Here is a 23,046-nt window from a genome sequence, read left to right on the forward strand (position 1 = left end):
ACGCTGAGCAATGAATCACACAATTGCTCAAACTTAAATCTCCCTACACATATAAATGATTATTGTGCTTTTCCAAATTCAAGGTATTAAGCCGTTATTAGCAGTTTGATTATTCAACGTGTGAAGACTCCAACTTTGTCAAACCCAACGCAATGATAGTGATTTTTTGAATCCTTTGTCTCCAACGCCACTGTTTCTGTGTATTTTCCTTATATTTTTTCATTCCTTTATATTTATTTAAAACTCCCAAATAGGAATTGATATCATTCGCGTTTGTGTTAACATCCTCTTCCACGTAATTTAGTTTAAATAATTTCAGGGCTTTCCATGCAGTTTAACCAGATTTTTGTTGGTGTTAGTTTAGGACTAATGTCTCTTTCAAGTGCCGCTCAAACACCAGATTCCAGCGATAGTGAAAAAGACCTTGAGGTCATTAGTGTAAATGGAACATATTTTAATGATTATCAGGTGCAAGATGCATCTGGTGCCATGCGTAGCAACATTCCGTTACTAGAAACAGCCCAAGCAGTAACCGTAATTCCTGATACGATTATCAATGAACAGTTAGCCACGACACTCGGTGAAGTACTGCACAATGACGCAAGTTTGTCACCAGGAACTAAACAACGAAATCGTGAAGTCTTTAGCTCCAGAGGTTTTGAATTAAGTTCATCTACCGGTTATTTACGTGACGGCCATCAGCATTGGTCCCATTACCAACAACCCATTGAAACCTTATCCCGTGTCGAAGTTATCAAAGGGCCTTCAAGTATTCTATATGGCCAATCTGCACCGGGCGGCTTAATTAACATGGTTACCAAAAAGCCCACCAATACACGCTTGTTAGAAATAAGCGCGGATACCGATCAACAGGGTTCAACTCGCTTTATGCTTGATGCCGGTGGCGAAATCACGGCTGACACAACTTACCGTGCAGTTGTGGTTAAACAAGACGTTAATTTTGATCGCGAATATCAAAACGGTGAAACACGTGAACGTGATCGCTTTTTGGGCTCTCTTGCCCTAGAGCACAAGTTCAGCGACGACTTAGTGATAAGTGCCTACTATGACCGCACTAATGATAAAGCTGGTTTAGATACAGGCGCTTGGCTAGATAGCAATGGTGATATCGTCAGTGAGAAGCACACCATTAATGACTTTTCATGGGCATTTACTGATATAACAGTAGAAAATATCGGCGCTAAAGTAACTTATTTCTTTACCCCGGAATGGCAAGTGAAACTTGGTTATAACGAACAGACATTTGAACGTCAGCGTTTTGAATCTTCACCTTCCTTACCTTCTGGTTATCAACAGGGTGATAGCTATACTTCCAATCCTTATGATCGTTTTGATGATTGGCAGTTTAAAACCGCCTTTATAGATTTAAATGGTGAATTCACCTTCGGTGGTATTGAACATAACCTATTGTTTGGTGCTAACGGTCTTGATTATTATTACGGTCAATTAATCGAAAGAGGTGATTCAATCACTTTTACTCCAGGTGAAGTTGAACCAACGGTTCCAGACCTTGATTATCACAGAGATACAACGTTAAGCACCACTGAATATGATTATTATGGCGTTTATTTCCAAGACTTAATGACCTTAAATGAACAATGGCAAGTAGCTATTGGTGGTCGTTACGACAAGCAAAATCGTGAAGGTGCAGACAACGAATCATTATTACCTAAAGTAGGTGTGCTTTATCACCCTGCAGAAAACAGCACTATTTATGTGAACTATTCTGAAGGTTTTGAACCACAATCAAGTGAAACTATTGAAGATGAATTAGATAGAAACTTTGGTATGGAAATCGATGCAACTACCTCTAAACAAATTGAGATAGGTGCTAAATGGGAAGTATCAGATCGTCTATTATTAAATACTGCCATTTTCAATATTGAAAAATCGGGAACACTCATTTCTGAACAATTAAATGACGATCCAGATTATGAGACTGTTACCACTCAGTCTGGTTTACAAACCCATAAAGGGTTTGAAATATCCGCACAAGGTGCCGTTACCGACAAGTGGTTTGTAATGACATCAGCGATGTACTTGCATGCAGAGTATGAAGTAGATGAAACCTATCAAGGTAACACTCCTGCAGATGCCCCTAAATGGTCGGCTTCCATATGGTCACGTTACGAATTATCTGAAAAACTAGCGCTTAATGCGGGTATTTTCTATCAAGGTGAGCGTTTCGCTGACAATGCGAATACGGTCACTAAAGATTCATATGCCAGAGTCGATGTAGGTGCTACATACCGCGCAAACCTAATGGGTAAAGATGTTGATTTTCGTTTGAATATTGAAAACCTTTTGGATAAAGATTACTTAGCTGGTGGCGGTACGAATAACGTTACTATTGGTGATGGTGCAACTGCAAGACTTGCAGTAAAAGCGTCATTCTAAATCCGAATCAACCTTTGGCTGAGCCAATCAGCTAAAGGTTTACCATTGCCGCCTTTGTTTACATAGCGCAACAAGGGCGGTAATTATCTAACACTAACCTTCGTACTCTTTCTTTTCTGGTCACAAACCGTCTCAATTTTAAAAAGTATATTGAGCCGCGCTTTATTAACTTGTACTCTAAAAATAAGTTGAACAATCTGCCAATCCACAATTCGTCAGAGTTTAATTTTCAACTCAACCATCACAATTCAATCATTAAAGCATAAGCCTTAGGAGTAAAATGAAAAACTACTTTCAATTATCTATTCTTCGATCACTTTCATTACTCATTGTGCTTTTCATTGCTGTTTCATTCCGCACTCATGCTGCACAGCAATATGAAATTGACCCTAATTTAGATGAGTCAATTAAATGGTACATAGGTGCCACGGGAAAAGTGGATGATGGCAAGGCTAAAACACTGCTAGAGACCGCAGCTTTGACCAAAGATCCACTAGCGGTTATGTGGATAGCTAGAGTGTATTCAACCGGCAGAATGGGATATCCAGCGGATAAAGACAAAGCAAAAGCTATTGCTAGAGGCGTTATTGCTGATGTAGAAAAACTAGCAGAACAGCGGGTGCCCGAGGCAACTTTTTTGATGGGAACCGCATATGCAGAAGGACTGGCTAAAAAGAAAAATCCTCAAGAGGCAGTTGAATGGTATCGACGAGCGGCCAAGCTTGGCAATGTTCTTGCCCAACATAATTTAGGCAATGCCTACGCATCAGGTACAGGAGTAGAGCAAAGTGACGAGTTAGCCGTAAAGTGGTGGCTGATGGCAGCTGAACAAGGAGATGCCATTCCACAATATCAGTTAGGAGTGATGTATGAGACGGGCAAAGGCGTAACTAAAGATCTCGATCGAGCAAAAAACTGGTACCAACTATCAGCAGAAAAAGGTTACGGCAAGGCGAAAACTGCCCTCAGTAGATTGAACCGGATACACCGACTAAATAGATAGCCAGCGACAAAGCGACATGCTGCTCACAAAACTGGCTTGACCAAGACAGAAATGGATTAAGCATGAGTTAAGCAGACAGCGCCTGAATTCTAGTTTTCAATTTTGGTGATGCAAAATCTAGAAAGCTGCGCATTTTTTGCGGCATATACTTTCTAGTTTTATGAATTATATGCACAGGTGCCGCATCGGGTTCGAACTCTGGCAATATAATTTTAAGGGTTCCCTCATCTACCGCTTGTTTAACTTGGTAGTGTAATTGTTGGGTTATACCAACCCCATTAATTGCCGCTAAAACCGCAGATTCACTATCGGTAACGGTCAAGCGCGATCTAATATTCACATTAATAGCAATATTGGAGTCAGGGCGTTTATAACTCCAATGTGGTGTTGCCATAGCCGTATTGAGAGTGACACATGAAAAATTCACTAAATCATCTGGGGTCGCTAATCTGTGGTGCTGACTTAACACCTGTTGATTGGCACAGGTCACAATTCGCATGTTTCCCACTTGTGTTGCAATCATTGAGCTGTCGGTCAATTTACCAATTCTAAATGCCATATCTACCTCGTCTTCGAATAGATTCACATTTCCATCTGACAACAGAAGTTGTACATTGATGTTGGCATACAGCGCTAAAAACTCGGTAACAATAGGCAAAACATATAGCCGACCAAACATCACAGGGGCGGTGACAACTAAATCTCCTCGCGGTTCTGAATATTCTCCTTTAACCCCGCGTTCAGCCTCTTCAACCTGCTCAAGAATTCTTTTACAGGCTCTGATGTAATCAAGACCAGACTCCGTAAATGATAATTTTCGTGTTGTTCTGTGGATCAAGCGAACGCCCAGCTGATTCTCAAGTTCCGATATTTTCCTGCTCAACGTAGGCAGCGGCACTTTCAGCTTCTTGCTTGCAACTGAAAAACTGCCTGCCTCTAAGACTTTTATCAGCATAGACATAGCTTGTAATCGATCCATTATTATCTCACTTTTTGAAAATATCTTTACCAAATTTACCGTATTATCTTTTAAATCACAAAATGTCATAGTGTATTGATTAATGAGCGGAATCAAAATCACTATGAATAATCAACTACCTGTTAACCCTCAAGTAGCACAAGCATATGATCATGTGGGTATCAGAGTGAGTAATAGAAAAATCTCCCTTCAATTTTACCAACGTCTTGGTTTCAAGGAGACATATCGAATTCCTGAAGGTGAAGCGAATGAAATGGTTACATCAGCAGGTGTGCGCATTAACCTTATTTTTAATGGCGCAAAAACTAAAGATCAAAAAAATGTACTTCTTGATGAAGCAATAAAGAAACCAGGCATTACCCATCCTGCATTTATAATTGATGATATGAATGAATTTTTAGACTGGTTAGCGAAAGAAGGCATAAAAATTACTGAAGGCCCCAAAAAACTAGGGCCTCGCAGAATCTCATTATTCATCCGTGATCCAGACGGAAATGTTCTTGAATTTAACCAATTACTACCTAAGGAAGGAAACAATGAAGCTATATGATTTAGAACTATCAGGCAATTGTTACAAAGTAAGGTTATTCGCCTCACTTGCAGAAATTCCGTTAACTATTACCCCAGTGGACTTCATGCAAGGGGAACACAAAGAAGAACACATATTGCAGTTAAATCCTTGGGGTGAGATTCCAATTTTAAAAGACGGTGACGTGGTTTTGCGAGATGCACAAGCCATTCTTGTCTATCTAGCAAGTAAGTATGGCGGTGAAGCTTGGTGGCCAAGTGAGCCACATTTACAAGCTGACGTGATGCAATGGCTGTCTGTGGCATCCAATGAAATTCAACACGGCCCTAACACCGCTAGGCTAATTGAAAAATTCAATATACAAAGCGATCTGAGCCTATGTTTAGAGCGTTCAACGCGAATATTAGAGTTAATCAATAACCACCTTTTCAACCACGATTGGTTAGCAGCAGGCCGACCAACCATTGCAGATTGTGCTATATATCCCTACATCTCCGTTGCTCATGAAGGAAACATCACAATGATTAAATACACCAATATTACAGCGTGGATGGATCGCATTGAACAGCTACCTGGTTACATTTCAATGCCAGGGAACTAAGCAACTAATCGCTCAGAAAGGTAACGATAAACTGATTTAAAGCGGTGGCAATGAATAGTCAGGACAACAAAGGTAAATATTCATTTACCTTTGTTGGTTGTTATTATTTACGAAGCCTAAACACCATACTCCATCTTTCTAGGGATGATAGAAAATTCCTCGCTTAAAGAGTTTAATAGCTGAGTTTTCAGCTCATTCAGCAATCATACTAGCGGTTTTGGGGTTACTCAATAACTCTTCAAATACTTGCCAACGTGTATCGACGTTATTTGCAGTGCCTCCATTTGATGTTACATACTCGGCTACCAAGTCTTTGCCAAGATTGTAATTGATAACATAACTGCGATATTTATCGATAAAACGTGTTCTTTGATAAGCTTTTTCTTGGCTATACAGCTGGTATTTTTGCATTATTTCAGCCGCTTCATCTCTTGTGATCATCCCGTTCAAATATTGTCTTGCAGCTTCATTTCCAGCATAAGTTAATTTTCCGATTAGCTCATGTACTTGGTAATACAAATCGGCCTTACTTACATCTAAACCAGCTAAGGGAAACAATACTTCTTTTTCATAGTTAAGTCGTGATTCGCCAGGGAAGGCAACGTCGATCCCGTAATTAGCACTGCCTTCAGCAATTAAAGACTGGGGCGAAAATAATTGATAAACGGAAAATTCTATCCATTGATTTTCCTTCACCAATTTCTGTTCTAACAAAGCATTGTATACGTGATGTCCTGGGTATCCTTCGTGGGCAGCAAGGTCTATTGCGCGGGTGATATAAATAGGAAAATCAATATTAATTTGAATAAGACTTTGCGCGTTACCTTGATAATAGTTATATCCGCTCCACGCCTTATCGGTAACATATTCCAATACAAAGTTTTCGTTTTCAGGCAGAGAAATTTTAGCTAAGGTGCGTTTGCGCGCCTCTGCAATTGCGGTTTTAAATACTATATCTATCTTATCTTTTGGAATTTCAAATTGGCTGGTAAAATCAACATAGCGTTGCGATAAAGCCCCTTCTCCTGGCAATAAGCCGTTTAGCTGAGCAAGCAGAGCGTCAAAGTATTCAAGCTCAAATTTGGGTGGTGCGGCGTCATATAACAAGTTCGCTTCTTGGTCAAAGCTATACTCTTTCCCAGCTAACATATTTACTTTTGTTTTGATCGCAATTAGCTGTTTTTCTAGCATTTCTCGCCGGGCTTGCTGGTCTGTTGGAATAGCATCGTCTGCCAGCTCTTTAATCTCACGAATTAATATTTCGACAGTTGCGCTTAACTCATCGGCAGGAAAAGCAGCCCCCTGCTCTAAGTCATCCGGCTTGAGCTCCTCTGGTCCGTAATAGGCATCAACAATATCACCGTCAAACTGCCCTACCTGTAATACCAGTTTTACATAGTCTGTGGCGATACTATTTAAATCCCGTTGCACAATCTTACTTTTAACATCTTGATTGGCGACGGCTTGGTTACTTTCAGTGGTGGTATTGCAGCCAAATAAACTGGCGATGAGAACGACCAGAATCGGTGATTTTTTCAATCTATATTCCTTAATATCAGTGAAGGGGTCAGCACAAATTTCAAGGATTTAATATGCCGACAAGTGCCATTTGATGAATGATAAGGGAAAGTGAACCTGGCCCGCAACCTCGGTGATTTTAAACAACAAACAACGAGTAAAGCAAAACCTTGCCACATAAATAGCTGAGTTTTGCGGTTTCGTGGCGATTTTTGTGTTTTTTAATGGCTAGCTTTTTCGCCCCAAATTTCTTCTAAACGCTGATCACGACCACAGTTCCAACGGTATATTTTGTAGCGAACGGGGCTTTTTTTATAAAAATCTTGATGGCCAATCTCTTCGCCTTTAATTGGGTAAAAACGGCTTGCCGCTAATACAGGAGTTACCAGTTTTTGTGCGGGAAATTGAGTCTGTACAGCAGCTTTTGATTTTTCAGCAATCGCACGCTCTTCATCATTAGCAACAAAAATTGCACTTAAGTAGCTGTGACCTTTATCGCAAAATTGTCCTTTAGCATCGAAAGGGTCAATATTAACCCAGTAGTGATCTAAAATTTGCTGATAACTCACCACATTAGCATCATAAGTAATTTTAACCGCTTCATAATGTCCACGATGATTGCCGTTGTATGTGGGATTAGGCGTATCACCACCGGTAAAACCAGATACCACATCAGATACGCCATTTAATTTCTCAAAATCAGACTCCATACACCAAAAACAACCACCCGCTAGGATAGTCTCATCAGCTTGCACATTCGCCGTAAAAATCGACACACTGAATATCAGCGCAGACAAAATAGTTTTCATAAACATCCTTCAAACAACAATCGTAGACCCACCAAAATGTGGCACTCTAAGATAAAGAACAGGAAAGTCGCTTTCTGCTTTCATTAATGTGTGCTGCTAATATTTTGTTTCGGAAAACCAACAAGAATTTTGCACGCCATTATTTATATAAAATCGTTAAACGATGTTTTGGGTATTGCGTTTGCGGGAATTATCAGTTGCTATGGGTTGCATGGGGTAACTTTACCCCATGAGTCGTCGAATGGAACTGATCAACGTTCGCTTAAAACAAGTCTCAATGCGAGCGCGGTAAACACGGTTCCGGCAATTCTATTCATAATCACCTGTGCTTTTGTCGATCCTTTTAACCAATCTCCTAGATAGCCCGCAAACCATGCAATCAAGCTAAAGATAACAAGCGCGGTAATAATAAAAACAGCGCCAAAAACTAACATTTGTAGGGTAACTGAGCCTTTACTGGGATCGGCAAATTGAGGAAGAAAAGCAAGGAAAAATATCGCTACCTTAGGATTGGTAATATTCATAATAATGCCCCGTGAATAGAGCTGCTGCCAAGCTAGCTTTGCGTTTCCTGCTGCTTCTAATCGAGTGGCACCTGCGCGAAAAGCCTGAAAAGCTAGGTAAAGCAAATACACTGCGCCCACGACTTTAAGAATATTGAACGCCAGTTCGGAGGTTTGAAAAATGACAGCGACACCTAGTGATACAGCAGCAGTATGCACTAAGAGCCCAGTGCAGAGTCCTAGTGTCACTAAAATCCCTGCTTTACGACCATTCAATGCCGACTGGGTTAAAACAAAGATATTATCCGGTCCAGGTGCAACAGAAAGTGCCGCCGAAGCTGCCAAAAACATGAATAAGGTCTCAATGGGTATCATCTATGTACGCTCTTTGATTGCCTAATGTATAAAAACTCGTTTCTCACCCTTTCAAGATTACCCAGCATACAACGCCCTGTAAACCGGTATAGCCAGAATTCTTATGAGTCAAAAATAGGGATAGTCGAATAAAGTTTGCAGCATTGTGCGCTAAATCTCCTCCAAAAATGCACATTTCCGCGTTTTATTTAATGCTAAATTGCACACGAATTAAACGCATGAATGCGAATAACAAGTAGCTTTGTGAAGAAAAGTGAGTGAATTATGTTTGAAAAAAAATATCGAATAAGAGAACTATGCATTGCCAGTGTTTTGTCATTGTTGGTCGCTTGCGGAGGCAGTTCATCAGATACTGCGCTTGCCCAAGATGATAGTGACACTGATACAGGTTCAGGAACAGATACAGGTTCAGATACCAGCACCTGCGACACTCCGATGACAGAGCTATCCAGCGCTTTTCTTGAATTCGTAGCTGCACCAAATGTTACCGTTGTGCTGTCTGAAGATGGCTGCACAGTCGCGCTTGAATCAGCAGGTAAACCCGACCACACATCGTCCTATTGGGATTCAGGCAACGAAAGTGGTTTATATGTTGAACCTGAAGATGCTGAATTATTTGATCAGCAACGCTCACCGGGTGATATTGAAGATTATATTAACGACTATGATTTAACCGTTCCGGTAAATCCTGAGCTTGCCGCTACTTCATCTGCCACACCTCTTGGCGCTATTGGTATTGCCATAAGCGGCGCTCCCATATTCAATGATTCAGAAGGTAACGGTGACGTATCTTTAGGAGTTATTCAAGGATTCGACCGCAATGGTGCTCACACAGGGCCCGAAACCTACCATTATCATTTAGAGCCTAGGGCAGTTTCATATGATGATGATTCACTGGTTGGGATTATGGCCGATGGATTTTTTATATTTGGAAGACGCTGCTATTCGACAGCCGGCTACCCAACGGATCTAGATGAGTCCAATGGCCATACGTCGGTCACTCTGTACACTGGCGGATCAGAAGAAGATGCTGAATATCATTATCATGTTTCAACCGAACAATACTTGAACGGTGACTACTATTTAATCTTCCCAGGTAACTTTCAGGGTACACCGAGTGATATCAACTGATAAGCAAAGGTTTTTTTGCTTAGGCCTGCGCTCAATATGTGTACTGGCAGTGCTGATGGTGGCTGCCATAACGGCGGCAACGACATTAGCACCTGTTAGGCCGCTTGTTATTGAAAAATCAGAAATTTCGATAAACAGCCAAGGGCAGCGGGTATACCAAGACGAACCCTTTAATGGTGACATGGTGAGTTATCACCCATCAGGAAGTATCGCGACCAGCGACCAATTCGTGAATGGTAGGCGTCAGGGCCATGCAAGGAAATGGTTTGAAAATGGGACTTTAGGTTATGAGTCCCACTATGTTTCAGGTAAACGTGACGGTGACACCAAAACATGGTGGATCAATGGTAATCCACGGTCTCACTTTGTGTATGTCAATGGCAAAGCAGAAGGCACCGCTTGGCGCTGGTATAGGAACGGTGCCAAGTTTAAGAAATTTAACTATCTCGCGGGCAAACCCATAGGGTTACAACAAGCCTGGCGATTAAACGGAAAACTATTTTCCAATTTTGAATACAAGAATGGACGGATTTATGGTCTTAGAAAAGCAAATAACTGTGTTGGGGTTGAAGATGAAGTCGTTTCACCAGATTACTACCAAAATCAAGCAAACAATTCTCTTTAGCGGATTAGTACTAAGTGCGTTTGCTCACGCATCCGATACTTTACCTTACTACAATAGTGAAGAATTTACGCCTATCTGGTTAGAGCCAGATAGTAAAGAGCTTGAAAACTTTCATCAAATTCCGCCGTTTAGTTTTATTGATCAAGATGGCAAAGAAGTAAGCGAAAAAACCTTTGAAAATAAAATCTATGTTGCCGGATTCTTCTTTAGTACTTGCCCAGGAATTTGCCCATCGATTAGATCGAAATTGATTGCGGTTCAAGAAAGGTTCATTGATGATCCTGAGGTGAAAATTCTTCAACACTCTATTAGACCAACCTCTGATTCAGTTGCTTTGTTGAAAGATTATGCGGATACCAATGGCATCGTTAGTGGCAAATGGCATTTAGCCACCGGAGATAGGGACGCGATATATTCACTTGCCAAGTCGGCCTATTTTGCCAGTGAAGATTTGGGTAACATTCAAAACACAGATGATTTTTTACATACCGAAAGTCTGTTATTGATTGATCAAAACCGACACGTTCGTGGCATATACAATGGTCTTAACAAAGCCTCTGTGGCCTATCTAATAGCCGACATTGAAAGCTTAAAAAAGACAAACACGGCAAAACAATAAGACCAGCAAAACCTGCGGTAACTGCAGGGTCAGAGCCGTTGAAACCTGCGGGATCTGACCCCGCAGTTTTTTAGCTATTTTTGAACGAGCTTAGCGATTTACGCTATGACAGTTAGTACAGGCACCAGACACTTTCCCAGCCAAGTAATAACTCGGTTTTTCTAAAGACGCGGCAATGCGTGCATTGTCTACTTTACTAACAAAGTCACGCATATAGTCTTGAAGAAAAGGGTGACTGGCCCCCGCATCTCCTGCGCGCAATCCAGAAGCTATCTTTTCAATATTCTGCAAAGTAGATAATACTTGCTGTTGTTGCTTAGCAAAACCGACACTTTGCGGCTCATGTTGCTGGCTTAACGCAAACTCCAATACCCGCATTTGTTGCGCGAGACGATCCATATCCGAACGTAGCTGTGACGGCTCCACGTATTTGAAATCAGGTGGGTAGGTTACTTTTCTGAGATTAGCGGCCATCTGACTTGAGCATCCCTGAATTAACGTAATACTGAAAAACAGCAGGGAAACGGAGAATACAAATAAACTTTTGTGCATTTTCATCTTATAGCCGCCTTATCATTATCAAAAAGTTAGCGAAAAATTACAGCGCTTTCTCAGTCTCGGTTATTTGCGCGAATAATTGATCTTTAAGTACCACACGTTGTTTTTTTAACGACTCTAAATAATCGTCTGAAACAGCTTCATTCTGTTCTTCAATATGATGAATTTCTTTATTTACATCATGATACTGATCAAATTGTTTAGCAAAATGTCTATCGTTCATTTTAAGATGACGAATAGTATGATGATGTTCTGGAAAGTCATTAGTTAGTGTATGTTTTTCTATTTGCATGCTGAAATTTACCTTATGTTTATCGCTCTAATTGGATAACTTCAGTGTACTGCTTAGGTAGTCTTACATATTGATCTAGGTCAGGTTTAGGGTGATAAAACGCTGAACTTATAGCGCTGCTAATTTCCTAAGTATGCAACCTGCTTGTGGCAATGGCATTTGATTTAATTAATTGTAGTCGAATTATAGAATAGTGCTGGTTACAACTGAATTTGACCGCCACTGCGCAGTGCCGGAAATTTTATCTACAAACAACAGGTCTAATATATCGATAGTATAAAAGCTATTAGGGTGACAACTCACTCATAGCTAACCAATTGACACTGTCCTATATGCATGGAGTAACCAAATATTGTGAACAATACGGAGATTCAAATTGGCATACCATGCGTATATGAGCAATTGTGTTTTTGGTCTGGAGTAGGAATCGCTGCCTTATTTGTTGGCATAATAGCGGCAATCGTTGTTTCTGTTTGGCGAGACAAAATAAAACAGCGGAAAAAGCGCGAAAAGCGGCTAAGGCAACGAAAAAGCAAGTTGCAATAGTTAACAGTGCGTTTTTCTGATCAACGAGTTTTGTGCCGCGGTTTTTCAGGTTACTTAAGCGCTGGTTGTAAATACACAGTACCTTCTTTCATCACAAAAACAACGTTCTCAAGTAAACTGATGTCATCTAATGGGTTGCCTTTGATCGCGACTATGTCGGCCATTTTCCCTTCTTCAATGCTGTCAAATAGCTGTTCTTGCTGGAGAAGCTTCGCCGAGTTGATAGTAGCTGCTTGTAGGGCTTGCAGTGGTGTCATACCAAACTCTACCATTCGCGAAAACTGTTTGGCGTTGTCACCATGGGGGTAAACCCCTGCGTCGCTGCCAAATACCATATTGACGCCCGCCTTTACTGCTTTTCTGAAGTTTTCACGCTGCTTTTTACCTACCGTACGTTCCTTCGCTAAACTCTCCTCTAATATGCCTGCGTTTTTGCCTTCACTTAGAATAAATTCAGTAACGTAGATATCCATAGAAAAGTAAGTTCCGTTTTTCTTAGCTAAAGAAATCGCCTCGTCATTAAGAAATGAAGCATGTTCTATTGAATCTACACCCGCCTTTATCGCACTGACAATGCCGTCGGTTCCGTGTGCGTGAGCCGCCACTATTAATCCTCGCATATGAGCTTCGTCAACAATGGCTTGCATTTCTTCTAGCGTATATTGCTGAACGCCTACTTTAGTGCCTTTAGATAACACCCCACCTGTGGCGCAAAACTTAATCACAGTTGCGCCGTACTTAATATTCTCCCGAACTTTTTTACGCACTCCCCAAGGACCATCTGCCACACCATCGGCTGTCACTTTATATTCAGCAGGCAACAGATTGTTATCACAGTGCCCACCGGTAACACCTAAAGAGCTTCCTGCGACAAACATCCGTGGCCCTTCAATGTCGCCATCATTAATCGCATCACGCAGTGCCACATCGGAAAAACCTGGAGCGCCTACATCCCGCACGGTAGTAAAGCCAGCCATTAAAGTTACTTTCGCATGTTTTGCGCCCGTTAATGTCACTCTAGGTAAAGAGTCAGCTAAGCCACTATAACCATGTTGTTGTGAATCGGCAGTAAGATGAACGTGCATATCGGTCAGACCGGGTAAAAGTGTATGACCGCTCAAATCGACGGTGTTTTGCGGCATTGGGGCACGCTTATTGGCGGTAATTTTGACAATTTTACCGTCTTGAATTTCTAATAACGGACGCGTGACCAATTTACCGGTTTTAACATTCACAAAGGCGTCTGCATAAACAAACTGAGTGTCTGCAATGGCCAGAGTATTTACCGCAAATACGCCAAAAACAGAAAATAACATACTGCGAATGAGCTGAAATCCTTTCATACCTTAGATACCTTTTATGAGTGTGATTGTATTTTTACTATACAATTTTTTATGAAAACAATACTAATGGATAATTACGACACGCCAAATAGCCTGAGAGGTTCTGCTTACTTTCTTTTTAATGCAAAGTGCTTATTTCTCAATTAAATAATCAGAATCCAGTGACCAAAAGTTATTTTCGAGTCTTTTCAATGGCCGTTCTTTAGAACCAGGTTCGGCATTGAATAAGATCAGGTTGATAAGGTCAGAACTGACGGCTGGATTACTATGAAAATAATCATGTCCAATAAAACTGCCCGACTTTGGTACTTTGATTAAGCTCACATTTCCTACTGAATTAAAGATATTGCGCTCATTGAGATTAACATCTTTGGTATTTAATCGACCAAAACTCAAGCTGTTTGTTAACCATTGGGAGATACCCAAGGCGCTATCTTCTTGAGACGTATAAATAGTAATTTTTCCAAAGGCTGGCCCAAATTGTTCGGCCATTAATCGCTGTTTAATAATCCCAAAATCGAGATCTGGCGCCGCCAGAATGAGGTTTTCGATACGTAAGTCTTTCCTTGGGTTTCCGCCACTGGCTCTATTCTCAATGATCAGCTCCCGTAGCGTTGTGGTGACGACATCAGTACCTCGACTGTGGGCAATAATATGAATGTTTTCGATTTCAGGATTTTTAAACAGTAATCGTAAGGTTTCTTTTAAATGGAAAATCGTAAATTGTCCCGACTCTCTATCTGCAAAATAGGCATTCAAGCCTTTTGCCGCCGCAGGCCAAGAATATACGATAGGCACACCTTGGCGTTTTAGAAAATGCCAAATACCAGCAAGAGTAAATACGGATTCATTAAAAGTATTATTGAAACCGTGAACAAATAAAATTACGTCTTTATTTTCACTTTGTTTTAAACGTTGGCTAATATTGTTGTTGAGTTGATTTTCATGAAAAGACTTTTGCGCGAGAATTTCTTCGTCAATTTGAAGTCGATCTCCTACCCGTCTAAATTTATACGGCGATAAAGGAAAGCGTCCCTGCTCGTCGACGTTTTCTAGTACATAGGTTAAATCAGCTGAACGATTTTGCAGGTTACTTTGCGCTAATAATGTATTCCACGGCAATAACTTATCTGCAAAATTCACTTTGGCAACACCATAAGCAATTGATGGCGAACGACTCGCATCGTATATAACTCCTTTTTGCTCAGAGCTACCTCGGTCTGTCACATATATCAGTTCCATACTGGTTTCACGCAGAGCTTCGGGCACCTCACTTTCTGCATAAGGCGTATTGATAAATACATTAGGTGTCGGCATTAATTTTGGAGCGGAAGCACACGCAGATATCAGCAGAACTAAAAAGGAGATAAAAACTGAGCGTTGAGCTCTGTGGTGAAACATAGTTATTCCTTTTTCGCTTGTTCGGGAATTTACAAGGCCAATACAAAAAGTAATAACCAAGGGAGCAAAATATAACAGATTTCAAATCTGTGGCCCAACAGATTTGTCGGAAATGCTTTGCCTGAGAATCAGGTCTTATATATCACTAAAAGATAAAGAGGCAGCGTAAACAATATGGAAATTAGCATTGGTTTACCTTGCGCGTATGAACAGCTATGTTTCTTGTAAGGCGTGGGCATCGCCGTTTTATTTATCAGCATAATCGCTGCAATTATTATCTCGGTATGGCGAGACAAAATAAAACAACAGAAAAAACGCGAATTGCGGAAAAAGCAAAGACAAAAACGTCGGCAAAAGAGCTCATAAAGATGCCTATCTTACTTTTCCCGCCTTCTTATACTGTGGACTCGAATTGACCGATTAATAAAGTAATACATTACTGAATGACGCTATTTGTCAGCTTTATTAAGTTCTTTTCGAACTGCAGAACTTCCGGGCTTTGGCAATCCAAGGTTCTAATTCCGTGCTCAAGACCAGCAAGGATATGCCCGCTTTTTTCCAGTGTGAGGAAGCTATCTAAAAAATCAGCAAATTCGCCGCTCGCGGGGCCGCAGAATCTCTCACATAAGGTTTGAAATTCGGGGTTTACACGATAGACCTTGCCTATTCGTATGCCGCCAGCACTACCTGCGTAGTTGCCCATCTGGTCTTGATAGTCAATCACTCGAGTGGTGGTGCGGGTATCCACTACTTTGGTTCCTTCACGAAAACAAGCATCCTGACGATTGCCGGTGAGTTTTGCCTTACTTACCGCGAAGCGACTGAAGTCGTAAATGTATTTGCTGATCAAAAGCGATGGGAACTGCAACGATACATCAGTATTTTTGGCACCTTTGAGCCCTGCCTCAGCGGCTAGGTCAAAAAACCGTTTAAGTTCGGCTGTTCCCGCTTTCTTGGCATATTCAGCTTCCAGTTGCTGGTTTATTTTGGCAATCGTTTGAATGTCATAGCGGTAGATAGCATCTAGATACACACCTCCGAGCATTGAACAATAAGGGGAGGAATCACAGGTGCCAAATACTCGCTGATTAATCTTCAAACGTGCATATGACTTGGCTTTCTCGCTCATATTATGTTGGGCGATGGATACTGAACCTTGATAACTAAGATTAAACCTCATGGACTCCCACCGGTTAACTGAACCTCGTTCATAAAAATGTAGCTCTATAGCCATAAAACGTTTGCAGTGCTCCCGCACTCTTGGCAACACCTCTTCACTAACAAATCCTTCAAATCCGATTTTATCATTCCCTTTATAATTGGCCTTAACCCATTCATCACGCTCATCTATGGTGCTATCGAACTCTGCATCGACGTGAGCTATAGAGCCGTAACAAAAAGGATCATTGCGAGGATAAAGCGAGAAAGGACCGATTTGGCCAAGGACTTTATCTACCCGGTCTAGCTGTTTTGGGGGTGTTAATGCGTCTATACCGTCCTCCCCGAGCGCGGTACGAGCTGCACTTGACGGGTTATACTGAGTTCGAGTGACGATGCCATCACGATAGCGAAATACAAAGTTATCAAAGTCGTAATAACCATAAGAATCTGACCAATCTTGCATAGACAGACGAATGTTATAGTTTGTCCGAAAGCCTGCAGCTCCAGAGCACGTTTTTTCGATAGCAGGAATAACCTGTTGAAGTACAAATTGTTCGAGATTCGGTTTGAACAACTGAGCTCGTTGTTTGGGGCTGAGCTTATGCTCTACCCGCAAAGGGATCGTTTTGGGAAAACTTCCTTTATTTTCCAACTTACACCAACCGGACAACGAACCATTATCGTAAGGCATAAGTTTTAATTTATCAGTCTGAAGCAGAATGTGTTCAATAGCTTTGCTCTGGGCGGCAACGAATGAAGGAGATGACAGCAAAAAAAGTGAAATGACCGAGGCCATAATGAACTTTAGATTCCTGAAAACGCTATGTCTTCCCAGAGCATACTTTTGTAGACTTTTTTGTGACCTTGTCATGGGTTAGCCTCCATGAAGAATAAAGACTTCAATTGGTATTTAAGGAATAGCAGAAAATCCCTGATTGGTCTAGCCGCTTACGGATCACGCTTCAAATGACAATGAGTAAACCATAAGCAATTGATGGCAAACGACTCGCATCGTATATAACCCCTTTTTGCTCAGAGCTACCTCGGTCTGTCACATATATCAGTTCCATACTGGTTTCACGCAGAGCTTCGGGAATATCGCTTTCTAAAAAAGGCGTATTGATAAAACCATTCGGTGTCGGCATTAATTTGGGACTCGAAGAACAAGCAGATAACAAAAGCACTAACAGCGAAATAAAAACGGCAAATTGGCCTCTAAGGTGAAACACCTTATTTGTTCCTTTTTTCGCTTGTTCGGGAATTTACAAGGCCAATACAAAGGTAATAACCACGGGAGCAAAATATAACAGATTTATTCGACCTTAGGATTTTCGTTGGTATTCGGTATAAAAATACACCTTGACTACCCTGCATATTGAGAGTACTTTAGTCCCAAGGTTTGAGAAAAGGCCTGTTTTTGTGAATCCCTCGTTGTTTTCCATTTGTAGTAATCTAGTCATAATAGTTTATTTGTAATACTTCGCGTTATCCTCAGTACAATCTCCATTTTTCACGCTCAATTGCCAAATTTTTTGGCACAATTTTAATTATTTCTAGGATATCTATTATGTCTAATACAACTACTGGTTCAGTAAAATGGTTTAACGAAGGTAAAGGTTTTGGTTTTATCGAACAAGAATCTGGCCCTGACGTTTTCGCTCACTTCAGCGCAATCGTTAGCGATGGCTTTAAAACGTTAGCTGAAGGACAGCGCGTACAATTCTCTGTTACTCAAGGTCAAAAAGGCCCACAAGCAGAAAACATTGTTTGTATCTAAACCGCTTTAACTAAACAGATAAAGCTAATGTCAGATTTTGCTCATATGTAAATGTGAGCAGAAGACTGACATACAATTAAGTCCAACGAGTTATCAATACTTTTACTCGTTTTATTATTTCGACTCATTTTCAGAGTCACACCGCCCTGTTTTTCATAAGTTCTATTTCCAACATACTGATTTACATCCCCATTTTTGAAAAAATACGTAAAACGCAAGGCGGCACAAAGAGAATTTTATTAATTTGAATCAAACTGCATCAATTTCAGCAACTCACCCTGCAAATGTTAGAACCTATGACAACCCTATTCCCGGTCGTGAATTTATATTAAGCCTGTTTAGCAACGTCAAAAAACACCTAAACCGCGAACAAATCGCCGATGCATTGGCATTGCACTCCTCACAAGATAAAGAGGCACTAAGAAGACGTTTGCGCGCCATGGAACGTGATGGTCAACTATCATTTCAGCGCAAGGGCTATCAACTCATCGATCCAGAATCACTGGTAAGTGGCGTCATCAATATTCACCCGGATGGCTTCGGATTCGTCACTTATAGCGAGTCTGAAAAAGACTTATTTCTACCCAAAAACCAATTAAATCACGTATTTGACGGTGATATTGTTCAGGTACTTATTGAACCCACAAAAAACGCAAAACGTGCTTTTAATACGCTGATTAAAGTGCTCGAACGCAACACCACTCACATTGTTGGTTTGCTCCAACGAGAGAGTCAAGGTTACGTCTTGCAGTCAGATAACAGCAAGACTACACACATTATCCAGGTTGATAAGAGTAAGCTCAATCAAGCACGCGTTGGTCAGTATGTGAATGCAAAAATCCTAAATTACCCTAATTTTCGCCAACACACACAAGTTGAAATTACTGACGTACTTGGTAGCGTTAGCGATGCCGGAATAGACAGCAAACTTGCCCTTTATCGACACGGTATTTCAGCTCAATGGGATAACACCCTACTTGAAGCAGCAAGCGCTATGGGTACGCAAGTGTCTGAAAAAGATAAAACCCAGCGCGTTGATTATCGCTCTCTGCCATTTGTGACCATTGATGGTGCCGATGCGAAAGACTTTGATGATGCGGTTTATTGTGAAAAGTTAGAAACTGGCGAATGGCGTCTATTGGTTGCAATAGCGGATGTTTCTCACTACGTTCTGCCAAACGATGGTTTAGATATTGAGGCGCAACAACGAGCGACATCAATTTATCTTCCAGATCAGGTTGTTCCAATGTTACCTGAAGCCTTGTCCAACGGACTTTGCTCGCTAAACCCAGATGAAGATCGCTTAGCGATGGTTTGCGAAATGACAATTAATCAAAAAGGGCTAGTTAGCAACGCTCAGTTTTCTGAGGGCTTGATTAAGTCTCATGCTCGATTAACATACAATCAAGCCAACGCACTTGTTACTAAACCTGGTAGTAAGCTGGGTAAGACAATTTCCGATTCCAATCCAGAAATAGTGCCACATGTTGCAAACTTACACTCTTTGTTTAGAGTTTTAGGCAAACAACGCAAACAACGAGGTGCAATTGAATTCGAAACCCAAGAACTCGCGCTTAAACTCTACAAAAATAAAAACATCGCCAACATATCACCGCTGAAGCGCAACGACGCACACCGTATGATAGAAGAATTCATGCTTTGCGCCAATGTCGCCACTGCGCAGTTTTTAGAACGTAACAAAATTCCGAGTTTATTTAGAGTACATGCCGGTCCGCAACAGAAAAAGTTAACGGCACTTCGCGCATTTTTGTCAGACAAAGGTTTAAACCTCGGCGGCGGAGATAAGCCAACACCTCATCACTATAATAATTTATTAAAAAAGGTGAGTAAAAGAGCGGATGCAAAGGTGATTCAAACCTTGTTACTTCGCTCACAAAGTCAGGCGGAATATTCGCCAAATAATCAAGGACACTTTGGTTTAGCTTACGACGCCTATGCCCATTTCACTTCGCCAATTAGGCGCTACCCTGATTTATTAACTCACCGTGCAATTCGCGCAAAGATTCGAAAACAACAAAAAAGAACGGGGTTGCAATGGGTATTACGCCAATTGAAGTTGGATAAATTGCAAAATAAGACACTGCCTAAAACGGCATATCCCTATAACCCCGAAGAGATTGAGCTTTTATCAGTGCATTGCTCTAACCAGTCGCGCTTAGCAGACATCGTTAGCCGAGAAGTTGAAAACGCAATGATGTGCAAGTATATGCAACCTTTTATCGGCAATTCTTTTGAAGCATGTATATCGGGAATGAGCAGCTCAGGTTTATTTGTTACGTTAGCGCAATCTGGTGCCGAAGGCCTAGTGCACATTGCAAGTTTGCCCGGTCAAGGATTTAACTTTGACGCAAATAAGCAAAAATTAACCAACAACCATCATGAATTTGAAATAGGGAATGAAGTCACCGTTGTGTTAAAGGACGTTGACTCACTTAACCGTAAAATGAATTTCGAACTCCCTTTAGATTCCTCTGCAGTCGTTTAAATGCATAAGATTTACGATGAGTTTAAACCTGATTGAACTCGATAGCCTCAAGCGGCCAGATTCACACTTTGAAAAGATGACACAAACATAGTTGCTTCGCTTTTCTTAAGAATCAAGTTTGTGGCTGTCCATATTAAATTCCATGTAAATTTTGTTTGTGGCTGTCCATATAAATTTTAAATTTGTGACAGATGATTAACACAACAAACTATTAACATTTACATGTAATGATGATTATTTTAGGATGATTTAATTACAGGCCCTTAGATAACTGAAAAGACAAGGTATATGAACCCAATATCAGATGAAAATATGCAGCAATATCTGCAGGCTACCGAGTATTTTGACTTCAATGACCCGCACATTATAAGTCTATCTGAGCAAATAAAAGTGGGTAGCGCTAAAGCAAAGGCGATTGATATATATTATCTGGTTAGAGATAAATACTTATATAACCCTTACTGTTTTGTGGATGGTAAGAATAGCTTTAAAGCCAGTTACTGTTGTAAAAGGAACGAAGGATATTGTATTCCCAAAGCCGCATTAATGATTGCTTTATGTCGTAACGAAGGCATACCCGCACGCCTTGGTTTAGCTGATGTTATGAATCACCTAGCTACACCTAAATTATTAGATATGCTCGGAACGAATATTTTTTCTATGCATGGATATGTTGAAGTGTTCATTGAGGGAAAGTGGGTTAAAGCCACCCCAGCCTTTAATCGTTCATTGTGCGAAAAAATGCATAGCCTTCCCTTAGAATTCAATGGTGAAGATGACTCTATATTTCAACCCTTTACCGAGAAAGGCCATAAACATATGGAATATATCACCGACTGGGGAACGTTCGCTGAACTACCTGTAGAGTTTATTATGGATAATTTTAATAAACATTATCCGCATTTGATGGGAAAAGTGTCGAATACCGAGCTCAGCGCTGACATAGCACCAGCAATGGAAACCGAGTAGGGTGTGAAAAACCTGTTACACACAAATATCACTTTTAAGCTGATGAGAAAAGGTATTGGTGGTTAATTAGTTGCTATGTTTATCTAGCCACTCTAATGCAATCGGCCATAAGATCTCTGACCGTTTACTAAAGAATTTCATATGACCGATTTCTTTTAGACCATACTCCTTTGGTTGAACATTCAAAGTTTGTGCTGGTAACTTGGGGAAGACCGAGATCATATCAGCCACATTTATGTCATTTGCAATATCATCGTCAGCGGCATTTAGCCAAAAAGAGGGTAATGTTAAATCGTTATACTGATGTTGAAACACCGTTTTACCAAATGCGGTTTTTACATAGCCTTGGCCGTTACACCAAGCTCGCCACTGCTTGGCGACACCTTTTGGTAGAGGTTGCCCCATTCCCACCCATTGAGATTTGGCATGACCAAATAACAGGTTGCTTGCGGGAATAAAGAAATTCATAAAAAAGTGGGCTTTAAACTGATAGGCCAACGGCATATTAGTGAGCTTTCCCGATGAGCAAGCAAAATTAAACATAGAACTTAATTGCTCAGCGTTATGCATCAAACCAATTAATTGTCCACCAGCACTGTGACCCACTAAGTGATAACGAGTATTCGAAAAAGTCGCCTGTAAGTGTTCAAGTACCGCTGGCATATCTTGCTCACCCCAGCACTGTAAGGTCGCCTTATTTTTTTTGATATTGCCATTAAGAGATGCGCCGATACCGCGATTATCATAGGTGATAACGCCATAGCCTTGAGCTTGTAAGTAGCTCGCAAAGTTTCTGTAAAACTGCTGCTTAATACCCGTGGCAGGAGCAATCATGACGGCTGATTTTATTGGGCCCGCAGGTGCAAACACATTAGCATTTATCGTCTGCTTGTCATTACAAATAATCGTCACGGGCTGAGAGTTTGCTGTATTCATAAAAATGTTTCTACGATAATTCAATTCAAACATACTATCTGGTCTTACCAGAGTGAGCAAGGATTAGGAAAAGATAAGAAAGATAATGAAGGTGATTTGTTAGGTTCCACTAAAAAAGAGAACGTGTGAATGGAAGGTATATATATCTAGATATGATTTTAGACAGTATTTACAGTTTGGCTAGCATAATCAACATCCTAGCCAACTGTAAAATTGGTTGTTTATGACACGAAAAACTTATTCTGATTTGTTAGCGATTTTTTGTAAGTTTTCGTGGATTTTAAATAGAACAATAAGTAACTCACACCATATTCTTGCGCCAATAGCACCTGCAACAATAATACCTAAACCGACTAAAATACTGCCACCGTAACCGAACATCGCACCAATCCCAGACATTAAAGAACCTAGTAGCATCAACCAATACACGAAAGTGATGATTTTAGG

22 protein-coding genes are annotated in these 23,046 nt (G+C 40.8%); 10 read left to right on the forward strand and 12 right to left on the reverse strand.

Features of this window, described 5'->3' with window-relative positions; translation table 11 throughout:
• Positions 1–327: 327 nt before the first annotated feature.
• Together ABWV72_RS01780 and ABWV72_RS01785 are read left to right on the forward strand one after the other, a co-directional pair.
• Positions 328–2,418 carry a TonB-dependent receptor gene (locus ABWV72_RS01780; RefSeq protein WP_216048655.1) on the forward strand — a complete coding sequence of 697 codons (2,091 nt, stop codon included), beginning with the start codon at positions 328–330 and terminating at the stop codon, positions 2,416–2,418.
• Between the two features lie 280 nt (positions 2,419–2,698).
• Positions 2,699–3,421 (forward strand): tetratricopeptide repeat protein, encoded by a 723-nt coding sequence (locus ABWV72_RS01785; protein WP_353368428.1) that lies wholly within the window; start codon positions 2,699–2,701, stop codon positions 3,419–3,421.
• 67 nt (positions 3,422–3,488) lie between these two features.
• Here ABWV72_RS01785 and ABWV72_RS01790 read toward each other — a convergent pair whose 3' ends face one another.
• Positions 3,489–4,400, reverse strand: a complete 912-nt coding sequence (locus tag ABWV72_RS01790) for a LysR family transcriptional regulator (protein ID WP_353368429.1) — start codon at positions 4,398–4,400, stop codon at positions 3,489–3,491.
• Between the two features lie 103 nt (positions 4,401–4,503).
• Here ABWV72_RS01790 and ABWV72_RS01795 point away from each other — a divergent pair, with 103 nt between their 5' ends.
• Positions 4,504–4,950, forward strand: a complete 447-nt coding sequence (locus tag ABWV72_RS01795; protein ID WP_353368430.1) for a VOC family protein — start codon at positions 4,504–4,506, stop codon at positions 4,948–4,950.
• Complete coding sequence (locus ABWV72_RS01800; protein ID WP_342805583.1) at positions 4,937–5,530, forward strand: glutathione S-transferase family protein; 594 nt, start codon at positions 4,937–4,939, stop codon at positions 5,528–5,530. The genes ABWV72_RS01795 and ABWV72_RS01800 overlap by 14 nt, the downstream gene beginning before the upstream one ends.
• A 192-nt stretch (positions 5,531–5,722) precedes the next feature.
• On the opposite strand, the gene ABWV72_RS01805 is transcribed toward ABWV72_RS01800, so the two are convergent.
• The 3 genes from ABWV72_RS01805 to ABWV72_RS01815 all read right to left on the reverse strand — a co-directional run bounded on the left by ABWV72_RS01805 (position 5,723) and on the right by ABWV72_RS01815 (position 8,711).
• The gene (locus ABWV72_RS01805) at positions 5,723–7,069 is read right to left on the reverse strand and encodes a hypothetical protein (protein ID WP_353368431.1); all 1,347 of its coding nucleotides are present in this window, start codon (positions 7,067–7,069) and stop codon (positions 5,723–5,725) included.
• Between the two features lie 200 nt (positions 7,070–7,269).
• A complete protein-coding gene (gene msrA, locus ABWV72_RS01810) occupies positions 7,270–7,857 on the reverse strand; it encodes a peptide-methionine (S)-S-oxide reductase MsrA (RefSeq protein ID WP_342805595.1) in 588 nt (195 codons plus the stop codon).
• Between the two features lie 251 nt (positions 7,858–8,108).
• Positions 8,109–8,711 carry a LysE family translocator gene (locus tag ABWV72_RS01815; RefSeq protein ID WP_342805597.1) on the reverse strand — a complete coding sequence of 201 codons (603 nt, stop codon included), beginning with the start codon at positions 8,709–8,711 and terminating at the stop codon, positions 8,109–8,111.
• Between the two features lie 288 nt (positions 8,712–8,999).
• Between ABWV72_RS01815 and ABWV72_RS01820 the strand changes: the two genes are divergently transcribed.
• From ABWV72_RS01820 to ABWV72_RS01830, 3 genes are read left to right on the forward strand one after another with little or no spacing between them, the layout of a single operon-like run.
• Positions 9,000–9,866 (forward strand): YHYH protein, encoded by an 867-nt coding sequence (locus ABWV72_RS01820; protein ID WP_216048640.1) that lies wholly within the window; start codon positions 9,000–9,002, stop codon positions 9,864–9,866.
• Entirely contained in the window at positions 9,853–10,491 is a 639-nt protein-coding gene (locus ABWV72_RS01825) for a toxin-antitoxin system YwqK family antitoxin (RefSeq protein WP_342805599.1), read from the forward strand. Before ABWV72_RS01820 ends, ABWV72_RS01825 begins: the two co-directional genes overlap by 14 nt.
• A complete protein-coding gene (locus tag ABWV72_RS01830) occupies positions 10,439–11,110 on the forward strand; it encodes an SCO family protein (protein WP_216048639.1) in 672 nt (223 codons plus the stop codon). The genes ABWV72_RS01825 and ABWV72_RS01830 overlap by 53 nt, the downstream gene beginning before the upstream one ends.
• A 90-nt stretch (positions 11,111–11,200) precedes the next feature.
• On the opposite strand, the gene ABWV72_RS01835 is transcribed toward ABWV72_RS01830, so the two are convergent.
• From ABWV72_RS01835 to ABWV72_RS01860, 6 genes are all read right to left on the reverse strand, one after another.
• Positions 11,201–11,668: a hypothetical protein gene (locus tag ABWV72_RS01835; protein WP_216048638.1), complete on the reverse strand. Its 468-nt coding sequence runs from the start codon at positions 11,666–11,668 to the stop codon at positions 11,201–11,203.
• A 40-nt stretch (positions 11,669–11,708) separates the two neighbouring features.
• Positions 11,709–11,960 carry an HP1242/YdcH family protein gene (locus tag ABWV72_RS01840; RefSeq protein ID WP_216048637.1) on the reverse strand — a complete coding sequence of 84 codons (252 nt, stop codon included), beginning with the start codon at positions 11,958–11,960 and terminating at the stop codon, positions 11,709–11,711.
• 596 nt (positions 11,961–12,556) lie between these two features.
• Positions 12,557–13,849, reverse strand: a complete 1,293-nt coding sequence (locus ABWV72_RS01845) for a Xaa-Pro dipeptidase (RefSeq protein ID WP_353368432.1) — start codon at positions 13,847–13,849, stop codon at positions 12,557–12,559.
• A 132-nt stretch (positions 13,850–13,981) separates the two neighbouring features.
• On the reverse strand, positions 13,982–15,250 hold the full coding sequence (locus ABWV72_RS01850) for an alpha/beta hydrolase (RefSeq protein ID WP_342805603.1): 1,269 nt from the start codon (positions 15,248–15,250) through the stop codon (positions 13,982–13,984).
• A gap of 436 nt (positions 15,251–15,686) precedes the next feature.
• The gene (locus ABWV72_RS01855; protein WP_353368433.1) at positions 15,687–17,027 is read right to left on the reverse strand and encodes a hypothetical protein; all 1,341 of its coding nucleotides are present in this window, start codon (positions 17,025–17,027) and stop codon (positions 15,687–15,689) included.
• 346 nt (positions 17,028–17,373) lie between these two features.
• Complete coding sequence (locus tag ABWV72_RS01860; RefSeq protein ID WP_342805607.1) at positions 17,374–17,640, reverse strand: hypothetical protein; 267 nt, start codon at positions 17,638–17,640, stop codon at positions 17,374–17,376.
• A gap of 338 nt (positions 17,641–17,978) precedes the next feature.
• On the opposite strand from ABWV72_RS01860, the gene ABWV72_RS01865 reads away from it, so the two are divergent.
• From ABWV72_RS01865 to ABWV72_RS01875, 3 genes are all read left to right on the forward strand, one after another.
• Positions 17,979–18,188, forward strand: coding sequence for a cold-shock protein (locus ABWV72_RS01865; RefSeq protein ID WP_216048631.1), 210 nt, complete (start codon positions 17,979–17,981; stop codon positions 18,186–18,188).
• A 244-nt stretch (positions 18,189–18,432) separates the two neighbouring features.
• Positions 18,433–20,694 (forward strand): ribonuclease R, encoded by a 2,262-nt coding sequence (gene rnr, locus ABWV72_RS01870; RefSeq protein ID WP_353368434.1) that lies wholly within the window; start codon positions 18,433–18,435, stop codon positions 20,692–20,694.
• 288 nt (positions 20,695–20,982) lie between these two features.
• Positions 20,983–21,663 (forward strand): transglutaminase-like domain-containing protein, encoded by a 681-nt coding sequence (locus ABWV72_RS01875; RefSeq protein WP_353368435.1) that lies wholly within the window; start codon positions 20,983–20,985, stop codon positions 21,661–21,663.
• 66 nt (positions 21,664–21,729) lie between these two features.
• On the opposite strand, the gene ABWV72_RS01880 is transcribed toward ABWV72_RS01875, so the two are convergent.
• Together ABWV72_RS01880 and ABWV72_RS01885 are read right to left on the reverse strand one after the other, a co-directional pair.
• Positions 21,730–22,599 carry an alpha/beta hydrolase family protein gene (locus ABWV72_RS01880; protein WP_353368436.1) on the reverse strand — a complete coding sequence of 290 codons (870 nt, stop codon included), beginning with the start codon at positions 22,597–22,599 and terminating at the stop codon, positions 21,730–21,732.
• A 237-nt stretch (positions 22,600–22,836) separates the two neighbouring features.
• The coding region (locus ABWV72_RS01885) for a DUF4282 domain-containing protein (RefSeq protein ID WP_353368437.1) at positions 22,837–23,046 on the reverse strand (210 nt) is incomplete at its 5' end.

Origin of the sequence: Aliiglaciecola sp. NS0011-25, from assembly GCF_040370605.1 — a bacterium.
Taxonomy (GTDB): Bacteria; Pseudomonadota; Gammaproteobacteria; order Enterobacterales; family Alteromonadaceae; genus Aliiglaciecola; species Aliiglaciecola lipolytica_A.

Bases quoted from the DNA above. Each gene is read 5' to 3' on its own strand.
- ABWV72_RS01845 (WP_353368432.1), bottom strand. From the start codon at position 13,849: ATGAAAGGATTTCAGCTCATTCGCAGTATGTTATTTTCTGTTTTTGGC.
- ABWV72_RS01795 (WP_353368430.1), top strand. From the start codon at position 4,504: ATGAATAATCAACTACCTGTTAACCCTCAAGTAGCACAAGCATATGAT.
- ABWV72_RS01875 (WP_353368435.1), top strand. From the start codon at position 20,983: ATGAACCCAATATCAGATGAAAATATGCAGCAATATCTGCAGGCTACC.
- ABWV72_RS01880 (WP_353368436.1), bottom strand. From the start codon at position 22,599: ATGAATACAGCAAACTCTCAGCCCGTGACGATTATTTGTAATGACAAG.
- ABWV72_RS01780 (WP_216048655.1), top strand. From the start codon at position 328: ATGCAGTTTAACCAGATTTTTGTTGGTGTTAGTTTAGGACTAATGTCT.
- ABWV72_RS01830 (WP_216048639.1), top strand. From the start codon at position 10,439: ATGAAGTCGTTTCACCAGATTACTACCAAAATCAAGCAAACAATTCTC.
- ABWV72_RS01785 (WP_353368428.1), top strand. From the start codon at position 2,699: ATGAAAAACTACTTTCAATTATCTATTCTTCGATCACTTTCATTACTC.
- ABWV72_RS01850 (WP_342805603.1), bottom strand. From the start codon at position 15,250: ATGTTTCACCACAGAGCTCAACGCTCAGTTTTTATCTCCTTTTTAGTT.
- ABWV72_RS01835 (WP_216048638.1), bottom strand. From the start codon at position 11,668: ATGAAAATGCACAAAAGTTTATTTGTATTCTCCGTTTCCCTGCTGTTT.
- ABWV72_RS01815 (WP_342805597.1), bottom strand. From the start codon at position 8,711: ATGTTTTTGGCAGCTTCGGCGGCACTTTCTGTTGCACCTGGACCGGAT.
- ABWV72_RS01865 (WP_216048631.1), top strand. From the start codon at position 17,979: ATGTCTAATACAACTACTGGTTCAGTAAAATGGTTTAACGAAGGTAAA.
- ABWV72_RS01800 (WP_342805583.1), top strand. From the start codon at position 4,937: ATGAAGCTATATGATTTAGAACTATCAGGCAATTGTTACAAAGTAAGG.
- ABWV72_RS01840 (WP_216048637.1), bottom strand. From the start codon at position 11,960: ATGCAAATAGAAAAACATACACTAACTAATGACTTTCCAGAACATCAT.
- ABWV72_RS01790 (WP_353368429.1), bottom strand. From the start codon at position 4,400: ATGGATCGATTACAAGCTATGTCTATGCTGATAAAAGTCTTAGAGGCA.
- msrA (WP_342805595.1), bottom strand. From the start codon at position 7,857: ATGAAAACTATTTTGTCTGCGCTGATATTCAGTGTGTCGATTTTTACG.
- ABWV72_RS01820 (WP_216048640.1), top strand. From the start codon at position 9,000: ATGTTTGAAAAAAAATATCGAATAAGAGAACTATGCATTGCCAGTGTT.